This window comes from Bacillus sp. MM2020_4 (genome assembly GCF_011250555.1).
Lineage (GTDB): Bacteria > Bacillota > Bacilli > Bacillales > Cytobacillaceae > Neobacillus.
Map to the genome: position 1 here is coordinate 60,860 of NZ_JAANMZ010000017.1, position 19,868 is coordinate 80,727.

At 43.1% G+C, this 19,868-nt stretch carries 23 protein-coding genes and 2 pseudogenes; 10 read left to right on the forward strand and 15 right to left on the reverse strand.

What is annotated here, in order from left to right:
- Positions 1 to 154: 154 nt before the first annotated feature.
- From G6554_RS12585 to G6554_RS12595, 3 genes are all read right to left on the reverse strand, one after another.
- Positions 155 to 391, reverse strand: a complete 237-nt coding sequence (locus G6554_RS12585; RefSeq protein WP_166242328.1) for a DUF1146 family protein — start codon at positions 389 to 391, stop codon at positions 155 to 157.
- A gap of 240 nt (positions 392 to 631) precedes the next feature.
- Positions 632 to 811 (reverse strand): hypothetical protein, encoded by a 180-nt coding sequence (locus G6554_RS12590; RefSeq protein WP_166242330.1) that lies wholly within the window; start codon positions 809 to 811, stop codon positions 632 to 634.
- Between the two features lie 80 nt (positions 812 to 891).
- Positions 892 to 1,218, reverse strand: coding sequence for a YflT domain-containing protein (locus tag G6554_RS12595; protein WP_166242332.1), 327 nt, complete (start codon positions 1,216 to 1,218; stop codon positions 892 to 894).
- Positions 1,219 to 1,653: 435 nt separating this feature from the next.
- Here G6554_RS12595 and G6554_RS12600 point away from each other — a divergent pair, with 435 nt between their 5' ends.
- Together G6554_RS12600 and G6554_RS12605 are read left to right on the forward strand one after the other, a co-directional pair.
- Positions 1,654 to 1,986 carry an IDEAL domain-containing protein gene (locus tag G6554_RS12600; RefSeq protein ID WP_166242334.1) on the forward strand — a complete coding sequence of 111 codons (333 nt, stop codon included), beginning with the start codon at positions 1,654 to 1,656 and terminating at the stop codon, positions 1,984 to 1,986.
- An 82-nt stretch (positions 1,987 to 2,068) separates the two neighbouring features.
- A complete protein-coding gene (locus tag G6554_RS12605) occupies positions 2,069 to 2,323 on the forward strand; it encodes a GlsB/YeaQ/YmgE family stress response membrane protein (protein WP_166242336.1) in 255 nt (84 codons plus the stop codon).
- A 57-nt stretch (positions 2,324 to 2,380) separates the two neighbouring features.
- On the opposite strand, the gene G6554_RS12610 is transcribed toward G6554_RS12605, so the two are convergent.
- Positions 2,381 to 3,244, reverse strand: coding sequence for a CheR family methyltransferase (locus G6554_RS12610; RefSeq protein WP_166242339.1), 864 nt, complete (start codon positions 3,242 to 3,244; stop codon positions 2,381 to 2,383).
- Positions 3,241 to 5,997: a CHASE3 domain-containing protein gene (locus G6554_RS12615; RefSeq protein WP_166242341.1), complete on the reverse strand. Its 2,757-nt coding sequence runs from the start codon at positions 5,995 to 5,997 to the stop codon at positions 3,241 to 3,243. Before G6554_RS12615 ends, G6554_RS12610 begins: the two co-directional genes overlap by 4 nt.
- A 185-nt stretch (positions 5,998 to 6,182) precedes the next feature.
- Here G6554_RS12615 and G6554_RS12620 point away from each other — a divergent pair, with 185 nt between their 5' ends.
- The 4 genes from G6554_RS12620 (at position 6,183) to G6554_RS12635 (ending at position 9,420) form a co-directional block, all read left to right on the forward strand.
- Positions 6,183 to 6,653, forward strand: coding sequence for a Dps family protein (locus G6554_RS12620; RefSeq protein WP_242637832.1), 471 nt, complete (start codon positions 6,183 to 6,185; stop codon positions 6,651 to 6,653).
- A gap of 505 nt (positions 6,654 to 7,158) precedes the next feature.
- A complete protein-coding gene (locus tag G6554_RS12625) occupies positions 7,159 to 7,944 on the forward strand; it encodes an amino acid ABC transporter substrate-binding protein (RefSeq protein WP_166242343.1) in 786 nt (261 codons plus the stop codon).
- Between the two features lie 64 nt (positions 7,945 to 8,008).
- Positions 8,009 to 8,668, forward strand: coding sequence for an amino acid ABC transporter permease (locus G6554_RS12630; RefSeq protein ID WP_166242345.1), 660 nt, complete (start codon positions 8,009 to 8,011; stop codon positions 8,666 to 8,668).
- A gap of 14 nt (positions 8,669 to 8,682) precedes the next feature.
- The gene (locus G6554_RS12635) at positions 8,683 to 9,420 is read left to right on the forward strand and encodes an amino acid ABC transporter ATP-binding protein (protein WP_166242347.1); all 738 of its coding nucleotides are present in this window, start codon (positions 8,683 to 8,685) and stop codon (positions 9,418 to 9,420) included.
- Positions 9,421 to 9,913: 493 nt separating this feature from the next.
- On the opposite strand, the pseudogene G6554_RS12640 reads toward G6554_RS12635, so the two are convergent.
- Together G6554_RS12640 and G6554_RS12645 are read right to left on the reverse strand one after the other, a co-directional pair.
- A pseudogene (locus tag G6554_RS12640) lies at positions 9,914 to 10,162 on the reverse strand (IS1595 family transposase); the annotation flags it as partial.
- A 153-nt stretch (positions 10,163 to 10,315) separates the two neighbouring features.
- Positions 10,316 to 11,047, reverse strand: a complete 732-nt coding sequence (locus G6554_RS12645) for a hypothetical protein (protein WP_166242351.1) — start codon at positions 11,045 to 11,047, stop codon at positions 10,316 to 10,318.
- A gap of 307 nt (positions 11,048 to 11,354) precedes the next feature.
- Here G6554_RS12645 and G6554_RS12650 point away from each other — a divergent pair.
- Positions 11,355 to 11,474 (forward strand): annotated as a pseudogene (locus tag G6554_RS12650) (HAD family hydrolase); the annotation flags it as partial.
- A 39-nt stretch (positions 11,475 to 11,513) separates the two neighbouring features.
- On the opposite strand, the gene G6554_RS12655 reads toward G6554_RS12650, so the two are convergent.
- The 4 genes from G6554_RS12655 to G6554_RS12670 form a co-directional block, all read right to left on the reverse strand.
- Positions 11,514 to 12,650, reverse strand: a complete 1,137-nt coding sequence (locus G6554_RS12655; protein WP_166242384.1) for a PP2C family protein-serine/threonine phosphatase — start codon at positions 12,648 to 12,650, stop codon at positions 11,514 to 11,516.
- A 98-nt stretch (positions 12,651 to 12,748) separates the two neighbouring features.
- On the reverse strand, positions 12,749 to 13,540 hold the full coding sequence (gene sigB, locus G6554_RS12660; RefSeq protein WP_166242353.1) for an RNA polymerase sigma factor SigB: 792 nt from the start codon (positions 13,538 to 13,540) through the stop codon (positions 12,749 to 12,751).
- Positions 13,494 to 13,988 carry an anti-sigma B factor RsbW gene (gene rsbW / locus G6554_RS12665; protein ID WP_166242355.1) on the reverse strand — a complete coding sequence of 165 codons (495 nt, stop codon included), beginning with the start codon at positions 13,986 to 13,988 and terminating at the stop codon, positions 13,494 to 13,496. Before rsbW ends, sigB begins: the two co-directional genes overlap by 47 nt.
- Positions 13,985 to 14,308 carry an anti-sigma factor antagonist gene (locus G6554_RS12670; RefSeq protein ID WP_166242357.1) on the reverse strand — a complete coding sequence of 108 codons (324 nt, stop codon included), beginning with the start codon at positions 14,306 to 14,308 and terminating at the stop codon, positions 13,985 to 13,987. The genes rsbW and G6554_RS12670 overlap by 4 nt, the downstream gene beginning before the upstream one ends.
- 300 nt (positions 14,309 to 14,608) lie before the next feature.
- On the opposite strand from G6554_RS12670, the gene acpP reads away from it, so the two are divergent.
- Complete coding sequence (gene acpP, locus G6554_RS12675; protein WP_166242359.1) at positions 14,609 to 14,836, forward strand: acyl carrier protein; 228 nt, start codon at positions 14,609 to 14,611, stop codon at positions 14,834 to 14,836.
- Between the two features lie 331 nt (positions 14,837 to 15,167).
- Positions 15,168 to 15,326, forward strand: a complete 159-nt coding sequence (locus tag G6554_RS12680; RefSeq protein WP_166242361.1) for a hypothetical protein — start codon at positions 15,168 to 15,170, stop codon at positions 15,324 to 15,326.
- Between the two features lie 110 nt (positions 15,327 to 15,436).
- Here G6554_RS12680 and yknW read toward each other — a convergent pair whose 3' ends face one another.
- The 4 genes from yknW to G6554_RS12700 are packed head-to-tail and all read right to left on the reverse strand — an operon-like array spanning position 15,437 to position 19,187.
- The gene (gene yknW / locus G6554_RS12685) at positions 15,437 to 16,105 is read right to left on the reverse strand and encodes a YknW family membrane protein (protein ID WP_166242363.1); all 669 of its coding nucleotides are present in this window, start codon (positions 16,103 to 16,105) and stop codon (positions 15,437 to 15,439) included.
- Positions 16,106 to 16,123: 18 nt separating this feature from the next.
- Entirely contained in the window at positions 16,124 to 17,323 is a 1,200-nt protein-coding gene (locus tag G6554_RS12690; protein WP_166242365.1) for an ABC transporter permease, read from the reverse strand.
- Positions 17,320 to 18,003, reverse strand: a complete 684-nt coding sequence (locus G6554_RS12695) for an ABC transporter ATP-binding protein (protein ID WP_166242367.1) — start codon at positions 18,001 to 18,003, stop codon at positions 17,320 to 17,322. The genes G6554_RS12690 and G6554_RS12695 overlap by 4 nt, the downstream gene beginning before the upstream one ends.
- On the reverse strand, positions 18,000 to 19,187 hold the full coding sequence (locus G6554_RS12700) for an efflux RND transporter periplasmic adaptor subunit (RefSeq protein ID WP_242692141.1): 1,188 nt from the start codon (positions 19,185 to 19,187) through the stop codon (positions 18,000 to 18,002). Before G6554_RS12700 ends, G6554_RS12695 begins: the two co-directional genes overlap by 4 nt.
- 406 nt (positions 19,188 to 19,593) lie before the next feature.
- Here G6554_RS12700 and G6554_RS12705 point away from each other — a divergent pair.
- Positions 19,594 to 19,868, forward strand: a 275-nt coding sequence (locus G6554_RS12705; RefSeq protein WP_166242371.1) for an uberolysin/carnocyclin family circular bacteriocin, incomplete at its 3' end; no start/stop codon positions are given.

A 19,868-nucleotide genomic window follows, 5' to 3' on the forward strand; every position in this document is an offset into this window, starting at 1 on the left:
ACACTTAGCTTTCCACATAAACTCGATTGTACTCAAAATCTCAGCAAATGGGAACATGTACGAAGACCTAAATATTTACCAATTTTGGCGAAGCAGTTCGAAGCAGGGGACGGTTTTCCCGCTTTGAAGCGGGAGAACCGTCCCCTGCTTCACTTTAATTAAAAATCATCGGTAGTTGTCGCGACCATTGAAGGTAATCAAGGAAAAAGTTACTAACAGATGATCCGATGAAAATGGCTAATAATATGTACAGTAATCGCGCTTGCATCACATGGTTTGGCCGCAGCAGCTTTTCCAAGCGAATCGCTTGCAGTGCCCACCAGGAAATCGCAATAAAAACCAAATGCGACAGGATGCTGACCACTGCTATTTGCCCAAAATCATTTATCACGCTGATTCCTCCTTTTCGAAGCAGGGGACGGTTCTTCTGCTTCATTCTGAAGCAGAAGAACCGTCCCTTGCTCTAACCCAAAGACTATTCTACCATACAGACGAATGAAAGTCCTGAAAGTTTCCTTTTTGGGTAATATTTGGAAAATTCAAAATGATGCAAGGGCTTACACCCATTAACTGACAAAACACCGTTCACTACATTTTGACGGTGTTTTGTCAATTAAGCCTGTTACGACCATTAAACCTCATTCCAAACCCTCGATAAATTTAATGGAACATACACCTTATTTCCTTGAATCTCACGGTGGATGATGGGTTCCTCAAACTGCTGCTCCCAGCTGGATTTTCCGCCAATTTTATGTCGCGCTCGATAATAGGCCCCTACTAATTTTTCCAAACTTAAATTTGAATGCTTCATCCGATTCTCCTCCCTTTGTTTAAGCGGGGCGGAGACTCCGCCAAGTTTTGGACTTGGTTCGGAATTCCACCAAACCCCATTTATGCTGATTTTGACGCTACAACTACGACCCTGCCTTGATCCAATTCTTCCTCATAATGCTCAGCTTCGGCATGGGATAGCCCCAATGACTCGAGCTTTGAGCGAAGTTCGTCGCCACGGGTTCGAAAGACATTGGCGATGGAATCAAACACACCCTGCTCACCGACCCCAATTCCGCCAATATCCAGGGAATCGGTTAAATCCTCCGAGCGGTGTTTATCGTGTGCCAATAAATAGATTTCATCCTTCGTGAACCCCTGCATGATAAGTTGCTCAATTTCTCTTTTTGCTTCGACACCATTTTCAACCACTTTTACTTGTTCCATTTTCATTCCTCCTCATTTTGTTTCTATCGGGTATATAACCGCATCTTGAAAAAATAAAACATTTTTCTTTTGGCTCTGTGATAACTGAATGTTGATTCACTGATTTTGATTTTGAAAAATAAACGGAAGAATTCCGTTTAAATTGAAAAATGCCCCCATTTCCTTAAAAATAATGGGAGTTTTTCCGGTTATATTGTCTAAATCGTTGGATTTTGTCTTATTTATAGAAGTTAATCGGAATATCTCCGCTTAAATTAGCTTCTTAAGCTTCCTAGATATACATTAGACGGAAATTCTCCGCCTATAAATTCTCTTACCTGCCCGAAAAACAATAACAGAGTCTTTCTTTTTTAATAGTAAGTTACTAACTCACCCAGCATGGGTATACAGAAATCACGTAACAGGGTTTGCCCGTAATTAAATGGAGGTGTATATATGAAGAAACTGTTATGTAAATATTGTGGGAACGCTGAATTTTATGTGCTAAATGTCAACGAAACCCTTTGTAAATGCGGTGTACGCTTAACCAAACCCAGTGATTATCTAAGAGAGGATTCGCCCAAATGGCGGGGCGATCAAAAACGGCAAGCAGAGGTCGTTTCAAAAATTAGTTTATTAAACCGGGAAATTGACAATTGCCTTGATGAACGGGATGAAGAGCGATTTAAAAAGTTAACCTATGAATTAAGGCTCTGCAAACATGCATTGATCGACTCGAGAGCACGTTTCAAGGAACGATTAAATCAAAACGGCAAAACGTACAGTTGATTTGGACACACAACAATGAGGTTTATTTTTCGAAAATCCGGGTACTTCAATTAAGAGTACATTGAAAAAGGAGAGATCGATTATGGGATTTATTTGGTCATTAATTATTGGAGGCATCATCGGCTGGTTAGCTGGACTTATTATTGGACGTGACGTACCAGGCGGCATCATCGGCAATATTATCGCCGGATTTATCGGAGCTTGGCTCGGATCTTTACTATTAGGCGGCTGGGGCCCCGTAATCGGCGGCTTTTACTTCATTCCGGCACTCATCGGAGCGATCGCCCTTGTCTTTATCGTCAGCCTTATCTTAAAAGGAGTCAAACGCACCACATAACCAATATAATAGAAAAAAGACTGCCTTTTGCGCAGTCTTTTTTCTATTTGCTCTTTGCTAAAACACCTTCCGATAAATCCGCTCATGCAGATTAAATTCTTCATAGTGGATCCCTTTTGGCATAAACAAGATTGACTCTTTACTGCCAAGCCCGATGAAACCGCCGGCAGCCAAGCTGTTGTACATCAAGCGGTGGACCTGCTGCTGCAACCCATGATCAAAATAAATCATGACATTGCGGCAAAGAATCACATGAAATTCATTGAATGACCCATCCGTCACCAAGTTATGCTGAGCAAAAATAAGCTTCTCTGCCAAACTAGGCTGAAAATAAGCAAATTGATGGTCGGTTGTATAGTACTCGGAAAAAGCCTTGCTGCCGCCGGCTTTCAAATAATTCTTCGTATATTGCTGCATTTTCTTTAATGGAAAGGCTCCCTTTTGCGCAGCGGTCAAGGCCTTTTCGTTCATATCAGTCGCATAGATGGTCGTCTTGTCCGCCAGACCCTCCTCCTGAATGAGGATAGCCATCGAATAGACCTCCTCGCCGGTCGCACAGCCGGCATGCCAAATCCGAATCTCCGGCAGCTCTCTTAACAGCGGCACGACCTCGTTGCGAAAGGCCGCAAAGAAGTCCGGGTCACGATACATTTCCGTCATCCGGATCGACAAATCATTTAATAACCGCTCCAAATATCCCTGTTCATGGAGCACTTTTTCCAATAAAGCCGTAATCGTCGGCAACCTTTCCGCCTTCATTCGATTCAAAATCCTTCTGCAGAGCGATGCCCGCACATATCCGCGGAAGTCGTAGCCATACTTCTGATACAAGCCCTCGAGCAGCAAATTGATTTCGATTTCCTGAAGTTCATTCAGCGGCGGTGCTTCTGTTTCGGTAACTAATTCGGTCTGTGTTTTCATCGCGGATCCACCTGCTCCGTCAGCCACACCCGCATTAACGAGAAAAGCTGGTCAATATTTAAAGGCTTCATTATATAATCAGACGCGCCTGCTTCCATACATTTGTCGCGTTCGCCCTTCATGGCCTTCGCGGTCAAGGCAATAATCGGCAGGGACTGCATCCCCAGGTCGTGGCGGATGACCTGCATCGCCTCATACCCGCCCATCACCGGCATCATAATATCCATAAAAATCAAGTCGAAATCGGCTTGTTGCCGCAGCATTTCGATGGCACGCTTCCCGTTTTCCGCCACTTCTACAACAACGCCTTTTCTTTCTAGCGTTGTAACCAGAGCAAATACATTGCGGCCATCGTCCTCAACCAGAAGTACCTTTTTTCCTATAAAAAGTAAATCTTCCGAGCTCTGGATTACAGTTTGTTCGCCCACGGGGACTTCTTCCTCGTTTATGACGCGCACACCAGCGGCTACTTCCTCTAGCGCCAGATCATAATCGTCCACACGACCATAGTACTCAGACTCCAGTTTGCACGGGATATATAATGTAAACGTACTTCCCTTATCCGGCTCACTTTGAACGTGCAGGGCACCGCCGAGCAGCTTGGTAAATTCGCGGCAGATCGATAATCCCAGCCCCGTCCCGCCATATTGCCGGTTCGTGGTACCGTCAACCTGTTGAAAGGCATCAAAGATAATTTGCTGTTTATCGTGCGGAATCCCGATTCCGGTATCGGCAACTGAAATCGCCAGTACCCCCTCTGCCCCTTGAATTCCGGGCAACTTTTCGGGAGCAGCCATGCCCATTCTCAACCTGACCGAGCCTCGTTCTGTAAATTTAAACGCATTCGACAATAAATTTTTCAAAATTTGCTGCAAACGATGACCGTCCGTCAAAATGACGGCAGGGACATCCGGGTCAACCAACACGTCAAACGCCAGATTCTTATTCGCAGCGACCGGGTCGAACAGATTCCGCATCATCTGTGGAATTTCCGTCACGTTTACTTCATCTGTGACCACTTCAATTTTTCCCGCCTCAATCTTTGATAAATCGAGGATATCATCAATCAAGCGCAGTAAATCCCCGCCAGAGGTATGGACAACCCGGGCGTACTCGCTCACTTCCGCGGCGTCCATTTCCGAATTACTCTCCATCAGCATTTGCGACAGAATCAGAATGCTATTCAATGGTGTCCGCAGTTCATGCGACATGTTTGCAAGGAAATCCGTTTTGTATTGCGAACTCATTTGCAGTTTCAAGGAATACTCCTCGAGCTCATCCTTCGCTATTTTCAAATCAAACGCCCGTTGTTCGGCATATTGCTTCTGTTCTTCTAAAAAGTCATTGGTCACCTTGAGTTGTTCCTGCTGCATTTGCAATTCTTCCGATTGGGCTTGGAGCTCTTCCGATTGCGCCTGCAATTCCTCCGTTAAAATTTGTGATTCCCCGAGCAGCCTCTCCACTTCCATCCGCCCGTTCACACTGGAAATCACCGAGCCAAACTTATCCTGAAGCATGTCGAGCAGTGTCAGATGCTGCGCAAGAAATGGCTGCAGCGCGGCGAATTCGACCACCGCTTCGACCCTGTCCTCATACAGGATCGGGGCAATTAATAAGTTCGTTGGTGAGGAAACCCCTAAGCCTGAAGTCACTTTAAAATGCTCCTCCGGCAGCTGGTCAATCAGAAACAGTCGCTTATCAAGGGCTGCTTGACCAATCAGCCCTTCACCCAAACGAAAGCTTGCTGCGGCCTGTCCGTCCTCTGCAATCGCGTAGCCCGCCACTTTGACGTAATCCACCACTGTGCCTTGACTCCGGCGAAGATAGACCACCCCGTAAGCCGCCTGAAGCAGCGGGGCAAGCTTCGTCACAAATGCTTGCGACAGTTCGGTACTATCGGTCATCCCTTGATACATCGTGGATATATCCGTCATACTTTTCTGCACCCAGCTCTGTTTCTCGAGATTGCTGAGGAGGCTGTTCATCGCCTCCGCCAGCTCCCAGGTCTCATCACGCGTGTTTACTTGGATCCTTGTTGTCAAATCCACCTTTGAATCTGCGTCAGTAATACTTTTAATCGTCTTAATCACTTGTTTAATCGTTCGCACAATGGAATTTGACAGGAAAAAGGCTGTGACAATCGTAATCACCGTCACCAAAATGATAATCGCATACAGGGTGATTTTTAAATTTGTATTGTTTTGATTGAGCTGGCTAATCCGATCGGCCGTCAATTGCTTCTCATTGGCGAGAAATGAATCCAATTGTGTTCGCAACTGATCGGTCAACTTCTTTCCGGTATTTTTCGTGAAATGCTCGTCCAGCACCTCCGTGTTGTTCGCCTTTTTTTGATCGACGACATATTCCCCGGACTTTTCCATCCAGGTCAGCAGCAGCGGTTTTATTTCCTCCAAATTCCGCTGCTGTTTGCCGTTATCCGTCAACATGGAATGCAGTTTATTGTAATTGTCCAGCCAGCTCCGGCTCGCCAGATGATAAGGCTCGAGATACTCCTCATCGCCCGTAATCACAAAGCCCCTCATCCCTGTTTCCATATCGAGGATATTTTTTTGAATTTGATTCGCTAGGTCGTGGACTTCAATATCATGTTTGGATATGAAATTGACCTCATTCTGCAAAGCTGTCATTCTATTAATCACGATTAGCAAGGACAGCACCAAACAGACCAATATTGTTACATAACCCGTAATAATTTTCGCATGAATGTTGTATTTCCACCCTTTGATCGTCATCGCCCCCGCAATCATTCGTCTATCGAAATATACCTTATTCTACCATACCGCGTTCATCTTTGAATAAAGCACACACTTTTACCTACTAATTACCCATTTCACTTTTTCTTAAAACCTACTTTTTGAAAAATAATCTTTGGGGTTTCAACCGGTTCGGGGACGGGTACAAAAGGAGTATCAACGAAATGGAGGTAGGTAAAATGGCCAAAACAAAAGAAAAAGTTTTATCAGCAGAAGTCCTCGACAAGCAGGTGGCAAATTTCTCAGTTCTTTATATGAAACTGCATCATTATCATTGGTATGTAAAAGGCGAGAATTTCTTCACGCTGCATGTAAAGTTCGGGGAATTGTACGCGGAGGCTGGGTTACATCTTGATACGATCGCGGAACGAATGCTGGCGGTTGGGGCGTTACCAACAGCTACTTTAAAAGAGCAATTGGGGCTGACTTCGCTTGAGGAGGCTAGCGGTGGTGAAAGTGCGCATGAGATGGTACGTACTCTGGCCGATGACTTTGACACTATTTGCACGGAACTTACAGAAGGAATCACGGCAGCCGAAGACAACGATGATCAGCCAACCGCCGATTTGTTCATTGCGATTCGGGCATCGTTGGAGAAGCATAGATGGATGCTTGAGGCGTATTTGGAGGAGTAATAATGGATTTTCAAGCAGTAAATCAGGTACCAGCGGGGATGCTGGTACCTTTTTGGCGTAGTAAGTTACCTATTTAACTAGATAGCTAATGAAAAGGATTGGTATTTCTAAGAGTTTTGGTCTTCATCCACTTTATGTGATGATAGACTAAATTACGGATATTATAAATTGGGCATGAAGGACTAATCGTGCGGTTTTCAGCGGGGATTTGGCCTTCATCGGCTGCTTGAAGGACTAATCGCACGGTTTTCAGCAGAGATTTGGCCTTCATCGGTTTCATGAAGGACTAATCGCACGGTTTTCAGCGGGGATTTGGCCTTCATCGGCTTCATGAAGGACTAATCGCACGGTTTTCAGCGGGGATTTACCCTTCATCGTAAATTCGTCACTTCGATCCAATTTAGCTATTGTATTTTAAAATATTATAGTGTTATAATGTGGTAGCATGATAATATGGTAACGTACTAAAGCGAATATATAATCTAATAAAGGTGGTTTTATTCATATGAAACGTCTATCATCTATGGTTCTAGTAATCGCGGCGATATTTTCTGTGTTAACAGCCTGCTCGAGTAATTCCTCGGGGGCTAAGGAAAAGGATGACAAGACCTTGGTCATCGGTATTGACGATAGTTTTGCTCCATTAGGATTTCGTGATAAAGATAATAAAATCGTTGGTTTTGATATTGATTATGCAAAAGCTGCAGCTGAAAAAATGGGCGTCAATGTGAAAGTTCAGCCTATCGAATGGAAAACAAAGGAATCTGAGCTTGGCAGCGGCCGCATTGATTTAATTTGGAATGGTTACACGATCACCGATGAGCGCAAGAAGAAAGTTCTTTTTACAAAGCCTTATTTAAAAAATGCCCAAGTCGTGGTGACACTTGCGGATTCTAAGGTAACAAAACTTGCAGACTTAGATGGCAAAGTCGTTGGGCTGCAGGCACAATCCTCGGCGGCGGATGCCTTGGATTCGAACCCCATTAAATCTAACATTAAAGAAGTAACGGAGTTCTCCGATAATGTGATGGCTTTAAATGATCTAAAGAGCGGCCGCTTAGATGCTGTCGTGATTGATGAAGTTGTTATCGATTATTATATGACAAAAGAAAAAGGGACGTTTAAAGTGCTGGATGAATCGCTTGCACCTGAAGAATATGGGGTAGGTGTGAAAAAGGGCAACGAGAAACTGCTGAACAAGCTGCAAAAAGCACTGGATGAAATGAATGAAGACGGTACTGCCCTTGAAATTTCGAAAAAATGGTTTGGTGAAGATAAAGTAGTAAAGTAAAATAAATAGAGAAAAAAACAGGATTCCAGGTGGGACCCTGTTTTGTTTTTGGAGGAAACCATCTATGTCGCTTGATTATATACTAACCATCCTTAAACCAATGCTTGAAGGAGCGCAAATGACGATTCTCTTGTTCATCATTGCCATTGTTGTTTCTATTCCGTTGGGCTTTTTGTTAACATTAGCGGTAAAAAGCAGCCTCAAGCCCTTGTCCTGGCTTGCACAAGTTTTTATTTATGTGATGCGCGGGACACCACTCCTGCTTCAGCTACTAGTCATTTGTTTTGGACTGCCGATGATTCCTGTCATCGGCGAATATTTGGTGCTGGATCGATTTGTAGCGGCCTGTATCGGATTTATCCTCAACTATGCCGCTTATTTTGCTGAGATTTTTCGTGGCGGACTTTTGGCCATTGATAAAGGGCAATATGAGGCGGCACAAGTCCTTAGTTTTTCAAAATGGCAGATGACGACACGCATTATTCTGCCTCAAATGTTTCGCATCGCCCTTCCGGCGGTGGCAAACGAATCGGTGACACTTGTTAAGGATACGGCGCTGCTTTATGCCGTTGCCGTTCCTGAATTATTGCACTTCGCCGAAACAGCGGTGAATCGCGATTTTACGATTGTTCCCTTTATGGTGGCAGGTGTCATTTACCTACTGATGACGCTATTGCTGACCGGTGTATTTAAATGGATTGAACGACGCTTTATTTTTGAATAAGGAGGGGATTGAATATGGCAATCATTGAAGTTTCTAATCTGAAAAAGTCGTATGGTAATCTGGAAGTTTTAAAACAGATTACCTTTGATGTTGAAAAGAATGATGTAGTGGCCGTGATTGGCCCCTCCGGATCGGGGAAAAGTACCATGCTTCGGAGTCTTGTCCACCTCGAAGAAATCAATGGCGGCAGTATCCGCGTTTCCGATGATTACTTGGTCAAAGACGGTTTTTACTCCAAACCGCAGGATATCAAGCAGATCACCGCTAAGATGGGAATGGTATTTCAGCATTTTAATTTGTTTCCCCACTTAACAGTCAAGGGGAATTTGGAAATGGCTCCCCGATTAGTGAAAAAGGAAGCAGCAGCTGTCATCAGAAAGCGGAGTACGGACCTGCTTGAAAAAATTGGTCTTTCGAATCATGCGGATGCGTACCCGGCCAATTTATCAGGCGGCCAAAAACAAAGAGTGGCCATTGCACGGGCGCTCATGATGAATCCGGATATTCTGCTATTTGACGAGCCTACTTCTGCACTGGATCCCGAGTTAACGGCAGAGGTTCTGCAGGTGATGAATACCCTGGCAGAAGAACACATGACGATGATTGTGGTCACCCATGAGATGGAATTCGCCAAAGAGGTAGCGAACCGGGTTATTTTTATGGACAATGGGGAAATTATTGAATCCGGTCATCCAACTGATGTGCTAATCAATCCGCAATTCGAACGGACAAAGGCATTTTTACAGCGATGATGGAGCCGTGGAAGATTGGCTGAAGCAGTGAAGCAGGGTGAAGCAGGGGACGGTTCTTGTGCTTCCAACGGGTTCAGTCCCACTGATTAACCAGCGGACTGAACCCTTTATATTCTTTTTACAACTAGGCTCTTTTTGTAAAGTTTGTTGTTTTTTTAAAACTTATTATTATAGTTTAAAATATAGGAAAATTTTGTATAATATAATAAATGTATTCAAATGAAACTAAACGGCTTTAATACCTAAATTATTATCAAAGAGGGGGGAAAAGTGTTGTTAAACAAAATAGGGAAAATGCTTTATGCTGTAATATCGTTTCCTTTGGCATTTATATTTTCAATAATTTTTGACCCAAGCGGAACAACTATGTTAGTAAATGGGGATTTATCTAAAAGGAAGAAAAGATTATGTTAATATTTAACATAGGGAATTTATAGGGTCTGAATTGACCCTTTTTTTATGTTCTTCTGAACATTTCAATGGTGGTATAACTTGATTTTTGACACGACAAAATAAGCATTTGTTCTACTTGTGAACGATATTTACCGTTCCGTTTGACCGGAACACTGCCGCAATTCACACAAGCCAGCCCAGTAGAGAACCAGCTTTCACAAATATCTTTCAATAGCTTTTTGATTTTATCAGGTTCACTTGGAAACATATCGTGTTTCATTGCTTCAAACAATGCCATTTGTTCTGATTCGGATAATTTTCTGAACTCTTCATAGATGTCTAACCACATATTTCAACGCCCCCAAGAGCGCATTATATCAACATTTTATAAAGTGCTCAAGAAAACAACAATTTATACGAAAACAGCCTACAACTAAGAGGAACTTTTATTTCACTAAGAGTGAGTCAATCGAATTTATATATTTACCCCTTGTTTGTCTTTCTATTTGACATGCTTGGCATTGAGGAACCCCGCAATTGATTCTGGAAGCACTTCTTGACTCCAAGGTGCCCATCCGTAGTCCTTGCCGTTATAGAAAATATTGTTTCGGTAGGCGACCGCACCATTTGTGTAAAGAACGATGGCGAAATCCCTTTGTCCAGGGAGGGTGGGATCGTGTTGGAAGTTATCGTTTTTGACGCCCTGATTGATCAGTTCGAGGAAGGCTATGATCTCGGATGGATCAGTTAGGGTCGATAAAAGCTGATGATCAAGCTTGGTGCTGCCATAATGTTCTTCGTAAATTTGTATCTTTTCTATCTTGCTTTGATTCAAGTCTTTGAAATGATAGGCGTATTTGCCTTTGTCACGGTAATACACTCTATATCCGCCGATTTCATCCTTGTCTTTTACTACAACTAAATTGGGGTCTCCCTTCACTTCAAAAATTTTCGTCCCCTTTTCAAGGAAGGCAGCATCTCCGTCTTTTGTCTTATAGTTGGGGTTTGTAACATTATCGTCCACCTTAAATTTGACCGTACCAATTTCCTTTCCGACAAGGGTTGGGTCAGAGAGTGCTCCAGTGTAAATCCCTTCATAACTGTGGCCATTCAGCTTGATGAAATCGATCCAATCGATTACAGCATGGCTGCCGAAAAGGCTAGAAGGAGAGTGGCTGCACCCCGCAATGGAGACAAAAAGTAAAAGAAACATCCCTACCATGATTTTTTTCATTCCAGCGCTCCCTCATATCAAAACGTTTTTCCTAAGTATATTCGGCAAATACAGTATATTTCCTTTAGCCTTCACTTTGACTGAAGAATCACTCGCTTCTGTCATAGCACGGTAATAACGATGCCCATTCTGTGAAACTAAAAAAAGACACCCTTTCTGTCCCTATTAAAACAAGGAGATTTCCTTCATTTGTTCATGAAATGAATCCATTGAGTGGATGATAAAGATAAAGAAATAAAGATGAACATTATTTCTAGGGAGTGGATGGTAAATAATTTAGGCTGTCTTATTTGATTTAGATGGAACGTTGTTAAATCGGGACGAATCAGTTGTTGATCGATACAAGCACTTGAATAAATGGGGCGGGCATGTACCAAAGGAGGACTATTCAATAAGGTTTATAGAGTTAGATTGTCATGGGTATATCACTGATTGAACTGCACTATTCGCCCATTCCCACACCATATCACTTCGTCGCAATCATCACCAAACAAATATCATCCTTCTGAGGATTCATAAGCTCGCGTCTAGGCTGCAAGCGCTGAAGCAGCGCTGCTGGATCGTCCATGCCATCCTCTTTCATGCAGCTCGACAGCTTAACACTCGCATCCTCATACTCCTCCTCCAGCCATTCCGACAAGCCATCCGTATACAGTAAAATCTGTGCCCTATCCGTGTACGAAATAACTCCCTTACACACCTCAATTTCATCAAAAAAGCCCAAGGCACAGCAGCCTTCCTCCATCATCTGCACTTTCCCGTCAACCATCGCAATCCCCGCTGGATGCCCGGCATTCACATACTCAATCGAATGCTCCTCGGTATCAAGCACAAAGTATATCGCCGTAAAATAATAATTGATTAAAGTATCATTATGCAGCTGATTCATCCGCCGGTTCAGTTCCCTCATCACCGCTTCCGGATCGCATAAACTAGTAATCGAATCCTTTAGCGCTGAATAAATGTACATACACACGAGCGACGACGAAATCCCATGACCCATCATATCGAGTAAAATCACACCATAGCGATGCGGAGAAATCTGGTACCAGGCATACAAGTCACCAGCAAGCTCAAACGAAGGCTTGTAGACTGCCGAAATCATCACATCTTCCTTTTGAACCGGACCCGGAAGCATACTTAGCTGCACCTGCTTGGCCAAATCCAGCTCATATTGAATCCTCAGGTCCCGCTCCTTCCGCAAATCCTTCTCCTGCTTCAACCGCAGCACCGAGCGAATCCGCGCCAACAGCTCGACCTTATTGATCGGCTTCATCACATAATCAAGCGCCCCCGCATCCATTGCCTCGGCCATCTTATTGGAGTCCCCCATCGCTGTCACAAAGATAATCGGCAGATCGTGAAACCGTTCATTCCCCAGAATCGTGCGGCAGGCCTCAATCCCATCCACTTCCGGCATCATCAAATCCATCAGAATTAAATCGATATCACTCTCACCGGGATTGGGTGCATCCAATTGTAAATAGTCATATAGCTCCATTGCCGATGACAGCAACACCAATCGCTTATAACCAGCCTTATACAGAATCTTTTCCACAATCATCAAATTCGTCTTATTATCATCGACAATCACAATTTTCATAGCCATCCTGCTATCACCTCCTCTTTTTATGAAGCAGTATGAAGCAGGGGACGGTTCTTGTGATTTAAAACGGAAGAACCGTCCCCTGCTTCACCTTGTTACCGCAATAACACATCTGGGGTTTTGTCCTTGAGTGCTTTCCGCAGTTTTTCGAGCGCCTTTTTCTGCAGTCGGGACACATGCATCTGTGAAATCCCCAAATACTCGCCTGTTTCCCTTTGGCTTTTATTCTCGACAAACGTGTAATGGATCACGTCCCTTTCTCTGTCCGATAATACGTGAAGCGCACTCTCAAGCAATAGCCTTTGATCGACCTGTTCATAGCCTTCATCATGCGTTCCTACTATATCTAAGGTAGTCACCGTGCTCCCCTCAGATCCCATTTCAATCGTTTGGTCGACAGAAGCAGTCTGATAGCTTTTCCCCATTTCCATTGCCTCTAATAGTTCCTCTTCGGAAATCTCCATATGCTCAGCGATTTCGTGGATCATGGGGGATCGTTGATAGTGATTAGTCAGCTCGTCCACGACCGTTTTAATTTTCGGCCACGTTTCTTTGATCCTTCTTGGCACATGGACACCCCAGGTTTTATCCCGTAGAAATCGCTTTATTTCCCCAATCACGGTCGGAATTAAATAAGATTCAAACGCTTTCCCAATGCTGGGGTCGTAACGTCTAATCGACGACAACAGCCCAATCATCGCGACCTGCATCATATCTTCGTGGAAATTCTTCCCCTTCGAATATTTCCGTGCAAGGCTAGCGACCAGGGCGTGATAATGTTCCACCAGTACCGTTTGCGCCTCCGAGTCCTCATCCTGCTGAAATGCCAATATCAGCGCATCAATTTCCTCCTTCGTTCGTCTCCCGGGTTGAGATGGTTGAGTCATGATTTTCACACTCCCCACTTCGGTACTTCACCATGAAGACCGTCACTCCGGAATGATTCAACACCCGGACTTCGTCCATCAGCGTTTCTATCAAATATAAGCCTAACCCTCCCTCAGAAAGCTGGTCCACCGTACTAGTTTCCGTATAAGGGCCTAATTCTTCTTTTGTTTGGTAAAAATTAAAGCTTTTGCCGCTATCAGCAACAACGATTTCTACCTTATCCTGATAAATTCCGAAGCCAATGATCACCTCACCACCCTCGTCCTTATGGTAAGCATGCTGGACAGCATTCGTGCACGCCTCACTGACGGCAATTTTCATATCCTCAATTTCCTCATATGTATATCCCATGCGGCTAGCAATTCCCGATAACGTCAAACGGATGACCCCAACATAATCCGGCTTTGCCGGAATCTTCATTTCAATATAATCCATCACTTCGCTCATCTTCCCCCACCCTCAGAAATATTCATTATGTGACTCAACCCCGTAATTTGGAACAACCGCTTCAGCCGCTCCGATAACTCCACCAATCTTAATTCACCGCCATTATTCTTCAACTGCTTAAACAGACCAACAAAGACCCCAAGACCCGTACTATCTAAATAGGATACGTCTTTAAGATTGACCGTTATGAATGGATTCGTCCCCTCCGCAAGCGGCAATAATTCCTCCCTCAGCTTCGGTGCCGTAAACGCATCAATCTCCCCGCTGACAAACACCACAACTTCTTGTTCCTCCTGCCGTTTATCTATCTTCAAATTCATTTCATCACACCCTTAAACTTTTAATTTGTACATACCCGCAAGACCAAAGCCTTAAACCTCTTTTTTTTAAAATATTTCTTCTATTATATCAAAACAGGCTAGTCGCCCGCATAAACCGATTAGCCAAGCCACCATTACTCAACAAAACTAGGTCTTATTTAGTTACTCTATTAAAAAAAACTAAACTTCCGCTACTGTTTCCATCTTTGGTTCCCTACTGTTCATTGGATATTATTATCTATTTTGTGTTCTGAATTCGACTGTTATAATGGTGGTTAGATAATACGAGGAGGGTGACCCATGACCACATTTGAAAAGTTAAGGCCGATTATTGCAGACCAACTGGGTGTCAAAATGGAGAATATTAAATCGGAAGCATCATTCAAAGATGATTTAGAAGCAGATTCGCTAGATATGGTGAACCTGACAATGGAAATTGAAGATGAATTTTCCATCGAAATTAGTGACAAAGTCGCTGCGAAGCTTCAAACGGTCGGAGATGTCGTCCATTATATTGAAAACCATTAATTGGATAGTCCTGCGCAGGCGGTTACTTGATTGCGTGTGAACGTATCGCAGACGTCATCACCTGTTATGTATGATACTACAACTCCCAGAGCCATGATTCTCTGGGAGTTGTTGTTTGTTATCTTTTTATGCATTTTACCATGTTCATTCCCTCCATTTATTTTTCCAGATTGCTGCCTTACATCTCAACGGGTTTACCGCCCCCCCCGTTTTCAATTCAAGCTGGATTCCTAAGTCGAGGTAGCTAGTCTATAACCTTGAAAGTGGTACCGCCAACTAGGTTTTATTTTTTAAAAAGAGGGTATGTAACCTAAAAAGGAGAGTGGGTACGATGAAAAAAAGTAGGCAGGACAAGATCAATTCCAACAACAATAGTTCGATGGCTCAGAATCTAGATGAAGTAAAAGAACTCGGCAAGCAAATGAAGAAGGCTAAAACCGGCACGGAGCTGAAGGAAGAGCGGAATAAAACGCAAGATCCGCAGCAATAATGGCAGCGGCCCTTCACAGGTACCGCTGCTTTCATTTTGGTAGAGAATAGAGGCAAACTCGGTCAATTGTCTGCTAAGCTACCGCCGAGTTACCACATCACGATATAGTTTTATGCACCAAACGTTGGGATAAGTCCCCCTAATGAACTTAAGGCAACTCCCAGCAGGAAGATAACGACGACGAGGGTAATGACTTTACTTTTAGATAACCCTGCAACTACTTTTAAGCCCATCCCTAACACCACATAATACCAAATATGAAAGATATCAAAATTAGAAGCGATCAACTTAAGCATTTGATTGTCTCCCATTAGTGGCGCTATGCTGGTATAGTAGACTTCGTATCCGCTAACTGCCAATGATATCAAGCCATTAATGAGGACGCCGACGGACATGATTAGGGAAGAATAAAGGACGACGGCAAAAAGTTTCATATAAGGAGTATCGTTGCCCATGAAGACCATGCAAAGTTTATAGAAGGCGGCAACGACAAAGAACCTGGCAACCCCGCCGATTATTGCCCCAACAGTCCCCATTCCTACTGTAAAGGCAGCAGGGATTTCGATGGGTGTTGGTAAATCTTTAAAGATCGGATTATTTAACCCCACATATGCAACGATCGCCCCTGTGATGCTCGTAAGGATAAGCATAATGATCAGTGGCAAGGCAATCGGTGCTTTTTCTTTCATTCGTTCAAACTGATGGGTAGGCGCCGTAATCATACCAAAAATTGACGGTTTTTCCACGTTTACAACATTTTCCTTCACTACTGTTTCCATCTTTGGATCTCTTCCTCTCTATTCATATCTTAATGCATCAATTGGATCGAGCTTTGCCGCTTTATTTGCCGGCATTAAACCGAAAATAATGCCCAGTGTCATGGAAAACAATACACCGCCAATTACCACTTTACCGGAAACAAGCGGCGGCCATTTGGCAAAGGTAGACACAAGATACGCCCCACCAACCCCGAGTCCTATCCCAATTATTCCACCCAAGAGAGTCAGCATCATCGCTTCTATTAAAAATTGCAATAGAATTTTTCCTCTTGTCGCCCCGAGCGCTTTGCGGATTCCAATTTCTCTTGTTCGTTCCGTAACCGAGACAAGCATAATATTCATCACCCCAATCCCGCCGACAAGCAAGGAAATACCGGCGATGCCGCTAATAATCATGGTCATAATATTGGTTACCTGCGAAATACCCTTTTGGATTTCCTCTAAATTAAATACTTCATACTTCCCTTCCAAATCGGGCGATTTTGTATCATTAAGCAGATTCACTGCCTTTTTCCCGGCCATTTCAAGGGCGCTGATATCCTTTGCTTGAAGTGTCACTGACTGGATATCGTCTGTTCCATATAAGGCCGGCCAGATCGATAGTGGGATGAGCATTTCAGGCATCCCCAATCCCAGGAAACCGTCTGAAGATTTGTACACCCCAATGATTTGAAAAGGCTGCCCCTTTATTTCAAGAATTTTTCCGACTGCCTTCCTGTTTTCAAAAAAATCCTTTGCTGCCTTTTCGTTGATCATCATGACATTGTTGGATTGGGAAAAATCCACTTCATTCAGCTTTCTCCCTTTAGTCACCTTTAGCGAATTCACCGCAAAATAATCATTTGTGATTCCATAGATTTGCGTACCAATGTTCTTATCATTTTCTGTTAGGGTTTCCATGGTATCATTTGTCGTAATCACATGAGATATCTCAGGAATATCCCTAAGTTGAAGGAGATTCTCCTGTGTAAATGTCGGTTCTTCGCTGAAGGACAGGGTTGAAAAATCAACATTTTCCGGTGTAAAGGTAATTTCGATGGTATTATTTCCAGAACCCGCAAACTGGGATTTCAGCGCTGCTTCCCCGCCTTGTCCGATCGCTACTACCGTAATAATGGATCCAACACCAATGATTATGCCTAGCATGGTGAGTGCGGAACGGAGCTTATGAGCGAGAATGGATGAAATGGCAATTTTCATACTTTCCATTAAACTCATGAGAACGCTCCCCTCCTATCCATGATGATGCGGCCATCCCTTAGTAGAATATGCCGTGATGTATAGGCAGCAACTTCCTCCTCATGTGTAACCACAATAATCGTTGCCCCTTCATTATTCAGCTGAGTAAATATGTCCATCACTTGTTCCCCCGATTTCGTATCAAGCGCCCCTGTCGGTTCATCTGCTAGAATGAAGGATGGACGATTAGCGATTGCACGTGCGATCGCCACCCGCTGTTTCTGACCGCCGGAAAGTTGATTCGGTAAATGGTCCATCCGATCGGCCAAACCTACCTTAAGAAGTGCATCAACGGCTCGTTCCCTTTGCTCCTTTCTGCGAATTCCCCCATAGACAAGCGGCAATTCTACATTCTCCAGCGCTGTTAATCTGGGAAGAAGATGAAAGTGCTGGAATACAAACCCTATGTATTGATTGCGAATCAGTGATAATTTCGTATCATCTGTTTGAAGTACATTCCTGTCATTTAACAGATATTCTCCCGTTGCTTTTCGATCCAGGCAGCCGATAATATTCATCAATGTTGATTTTCCCGATCCCGATGGACCCATGATCGAAACAAATTCACCAGCTTCTATCTCCACGTTAATATCATGAAGTACAGGGACCTCAAGGATTCCTTGCTTGTAAGTCTTGTTAATATGCTTTAAGCTGATCATTTTCCTTTCACTTCCATTCCGTCATAAAGACGGTCGGAAGGATTACTAACGACCTTTTCACCCGCCTTCAAGCCTTCAAGTACTTCCGTCCATTCCCCATCACCAATTCCTGTCGTGAGAGTTTTCTTATGTAAGGCATGGTTATTTTCCACATAGACAAACTTAGAATCTCCCTTTTCGATGATAGAACTACGTGGGATAGCCAGCATTTTTTTCCGGGTGAGCTCCACCTGTATAGAAACATGGTAACCAGGTGAAAGCTCTTCTTGCGACTCCAATGCTGCTTTAAAATTATAGTAGGAAATTGTTTGCGTCTGGTTTCCGGCGGCTCCTGCCATTCCTTGCCCTAGTTCACCAGATACAGGATACTCACTTACCTCGGTAATCTTTCCCTTCCATGTTTTGTTCGAAACGGCTTTTGAGGTGATTAGGATAGGTTGATCGGGCAGAATTTGTGCCTTTTGCAGTTCCGTTAATGTCCCCTCGATTCGGAATGGATCCTTGGATGCGATTTGCATGATTGGATCCCCTTGAACCCCCGAATCCTGAGTCGTATGGTTCCCTGTTCCCGTGTCCACCTTCTGCACGATTCCGGAAGCATTACTATAGACAATTAGTTCCTCCTGCTTCGCTTTTAATTGGTCTTCTGAGAGCTTATTTTTCTCCATTTCAAGATTTATCGATTGCTGCTCGTATTGTAAATCTTGCAGCTGTGCCTCTAATGGTGCTAATATATCTGCCGCCGCTCCCTCAGCCTTTGCCTTTTGGATGTCCTTCTTTAAAGAGGTCATTTTTTCATTTCCCTGTTTAATGCGAAGATTTGTCGACTTTTTATCTAGTTCCAATTGTTTTTCCTGAATCGTCATATCGGCATTATCGTAGGAAAATAGTTTATCTCCTTGCTTTACTTCCTGTCCTTCTTTTACAAAGAGCTCCTTGACCTTTCCTTTTGTCGGATCCGCGTACAATGCCTCCACCTTTCCTGGTACAACTTGTCCTGAAACTAATTTTGTATTACTTATTTCTTTCTCTGTTACACTAACAAACTCCCACTCTTCCTTACTGCTATTTTTCTTATTTTGCATGACTGTAATATTAATGGCTGCGATGGTCACAATAGAAGCAATCAGCCCAATCACAATCCACTTTTTCCTTTTGGGCGTAGGTGTTTTCTCTACCTGCAAATAACACCCCCTCCTTACTGGGATATTTTTCATATATCCCTATAATTATACAATTTTTGATAATTGTAAATACTTAAATCCAAGACAAATCTTTTTAAAAACCTAATTGAATTTCTGAAAATAGGATTAAACACCTATAAATATTTCAAATTATTAGGTAAATCTTCCTCGCCTAATCCACTATTTTTCAACCATAAATATGGTCGAAATGTACGTTTTTAGACATTTTATGGTTATTGACAACTGCAATCTGTAAAATATGACATTATATTCAAATTATAGGTACATTTAACCAAAATAGGTATTTATTAATATTTCAAATTGACGAATAATTTGGAAATTTGATACAATCATGTCGGAAAAGGGTTTTAATTCCAAAATTTTAAATAAAAAAGGAGGTGTTATCATGGCTTCTGCAATGACTAAAAAATCAATCTTTTATGTAGTTGGAATGGCTTTATTACTTTCAACTTTAACAATTTCTATGCCGCATCTTGCAGCTAACTTAGGTATTTCTACTACTGTAGCTGCTAAAGTTATTACCGTTATTGATACCTTTAGTACAATTACTACGATCATTAGCCTCGTGGCTATTATTGTCGGTTATGGAGTTATTTCAACCGCGCTTGTTATTACCGCTAAGAAGATCATTTCAAAGTATGGAAAAGGTTATGCTACTAC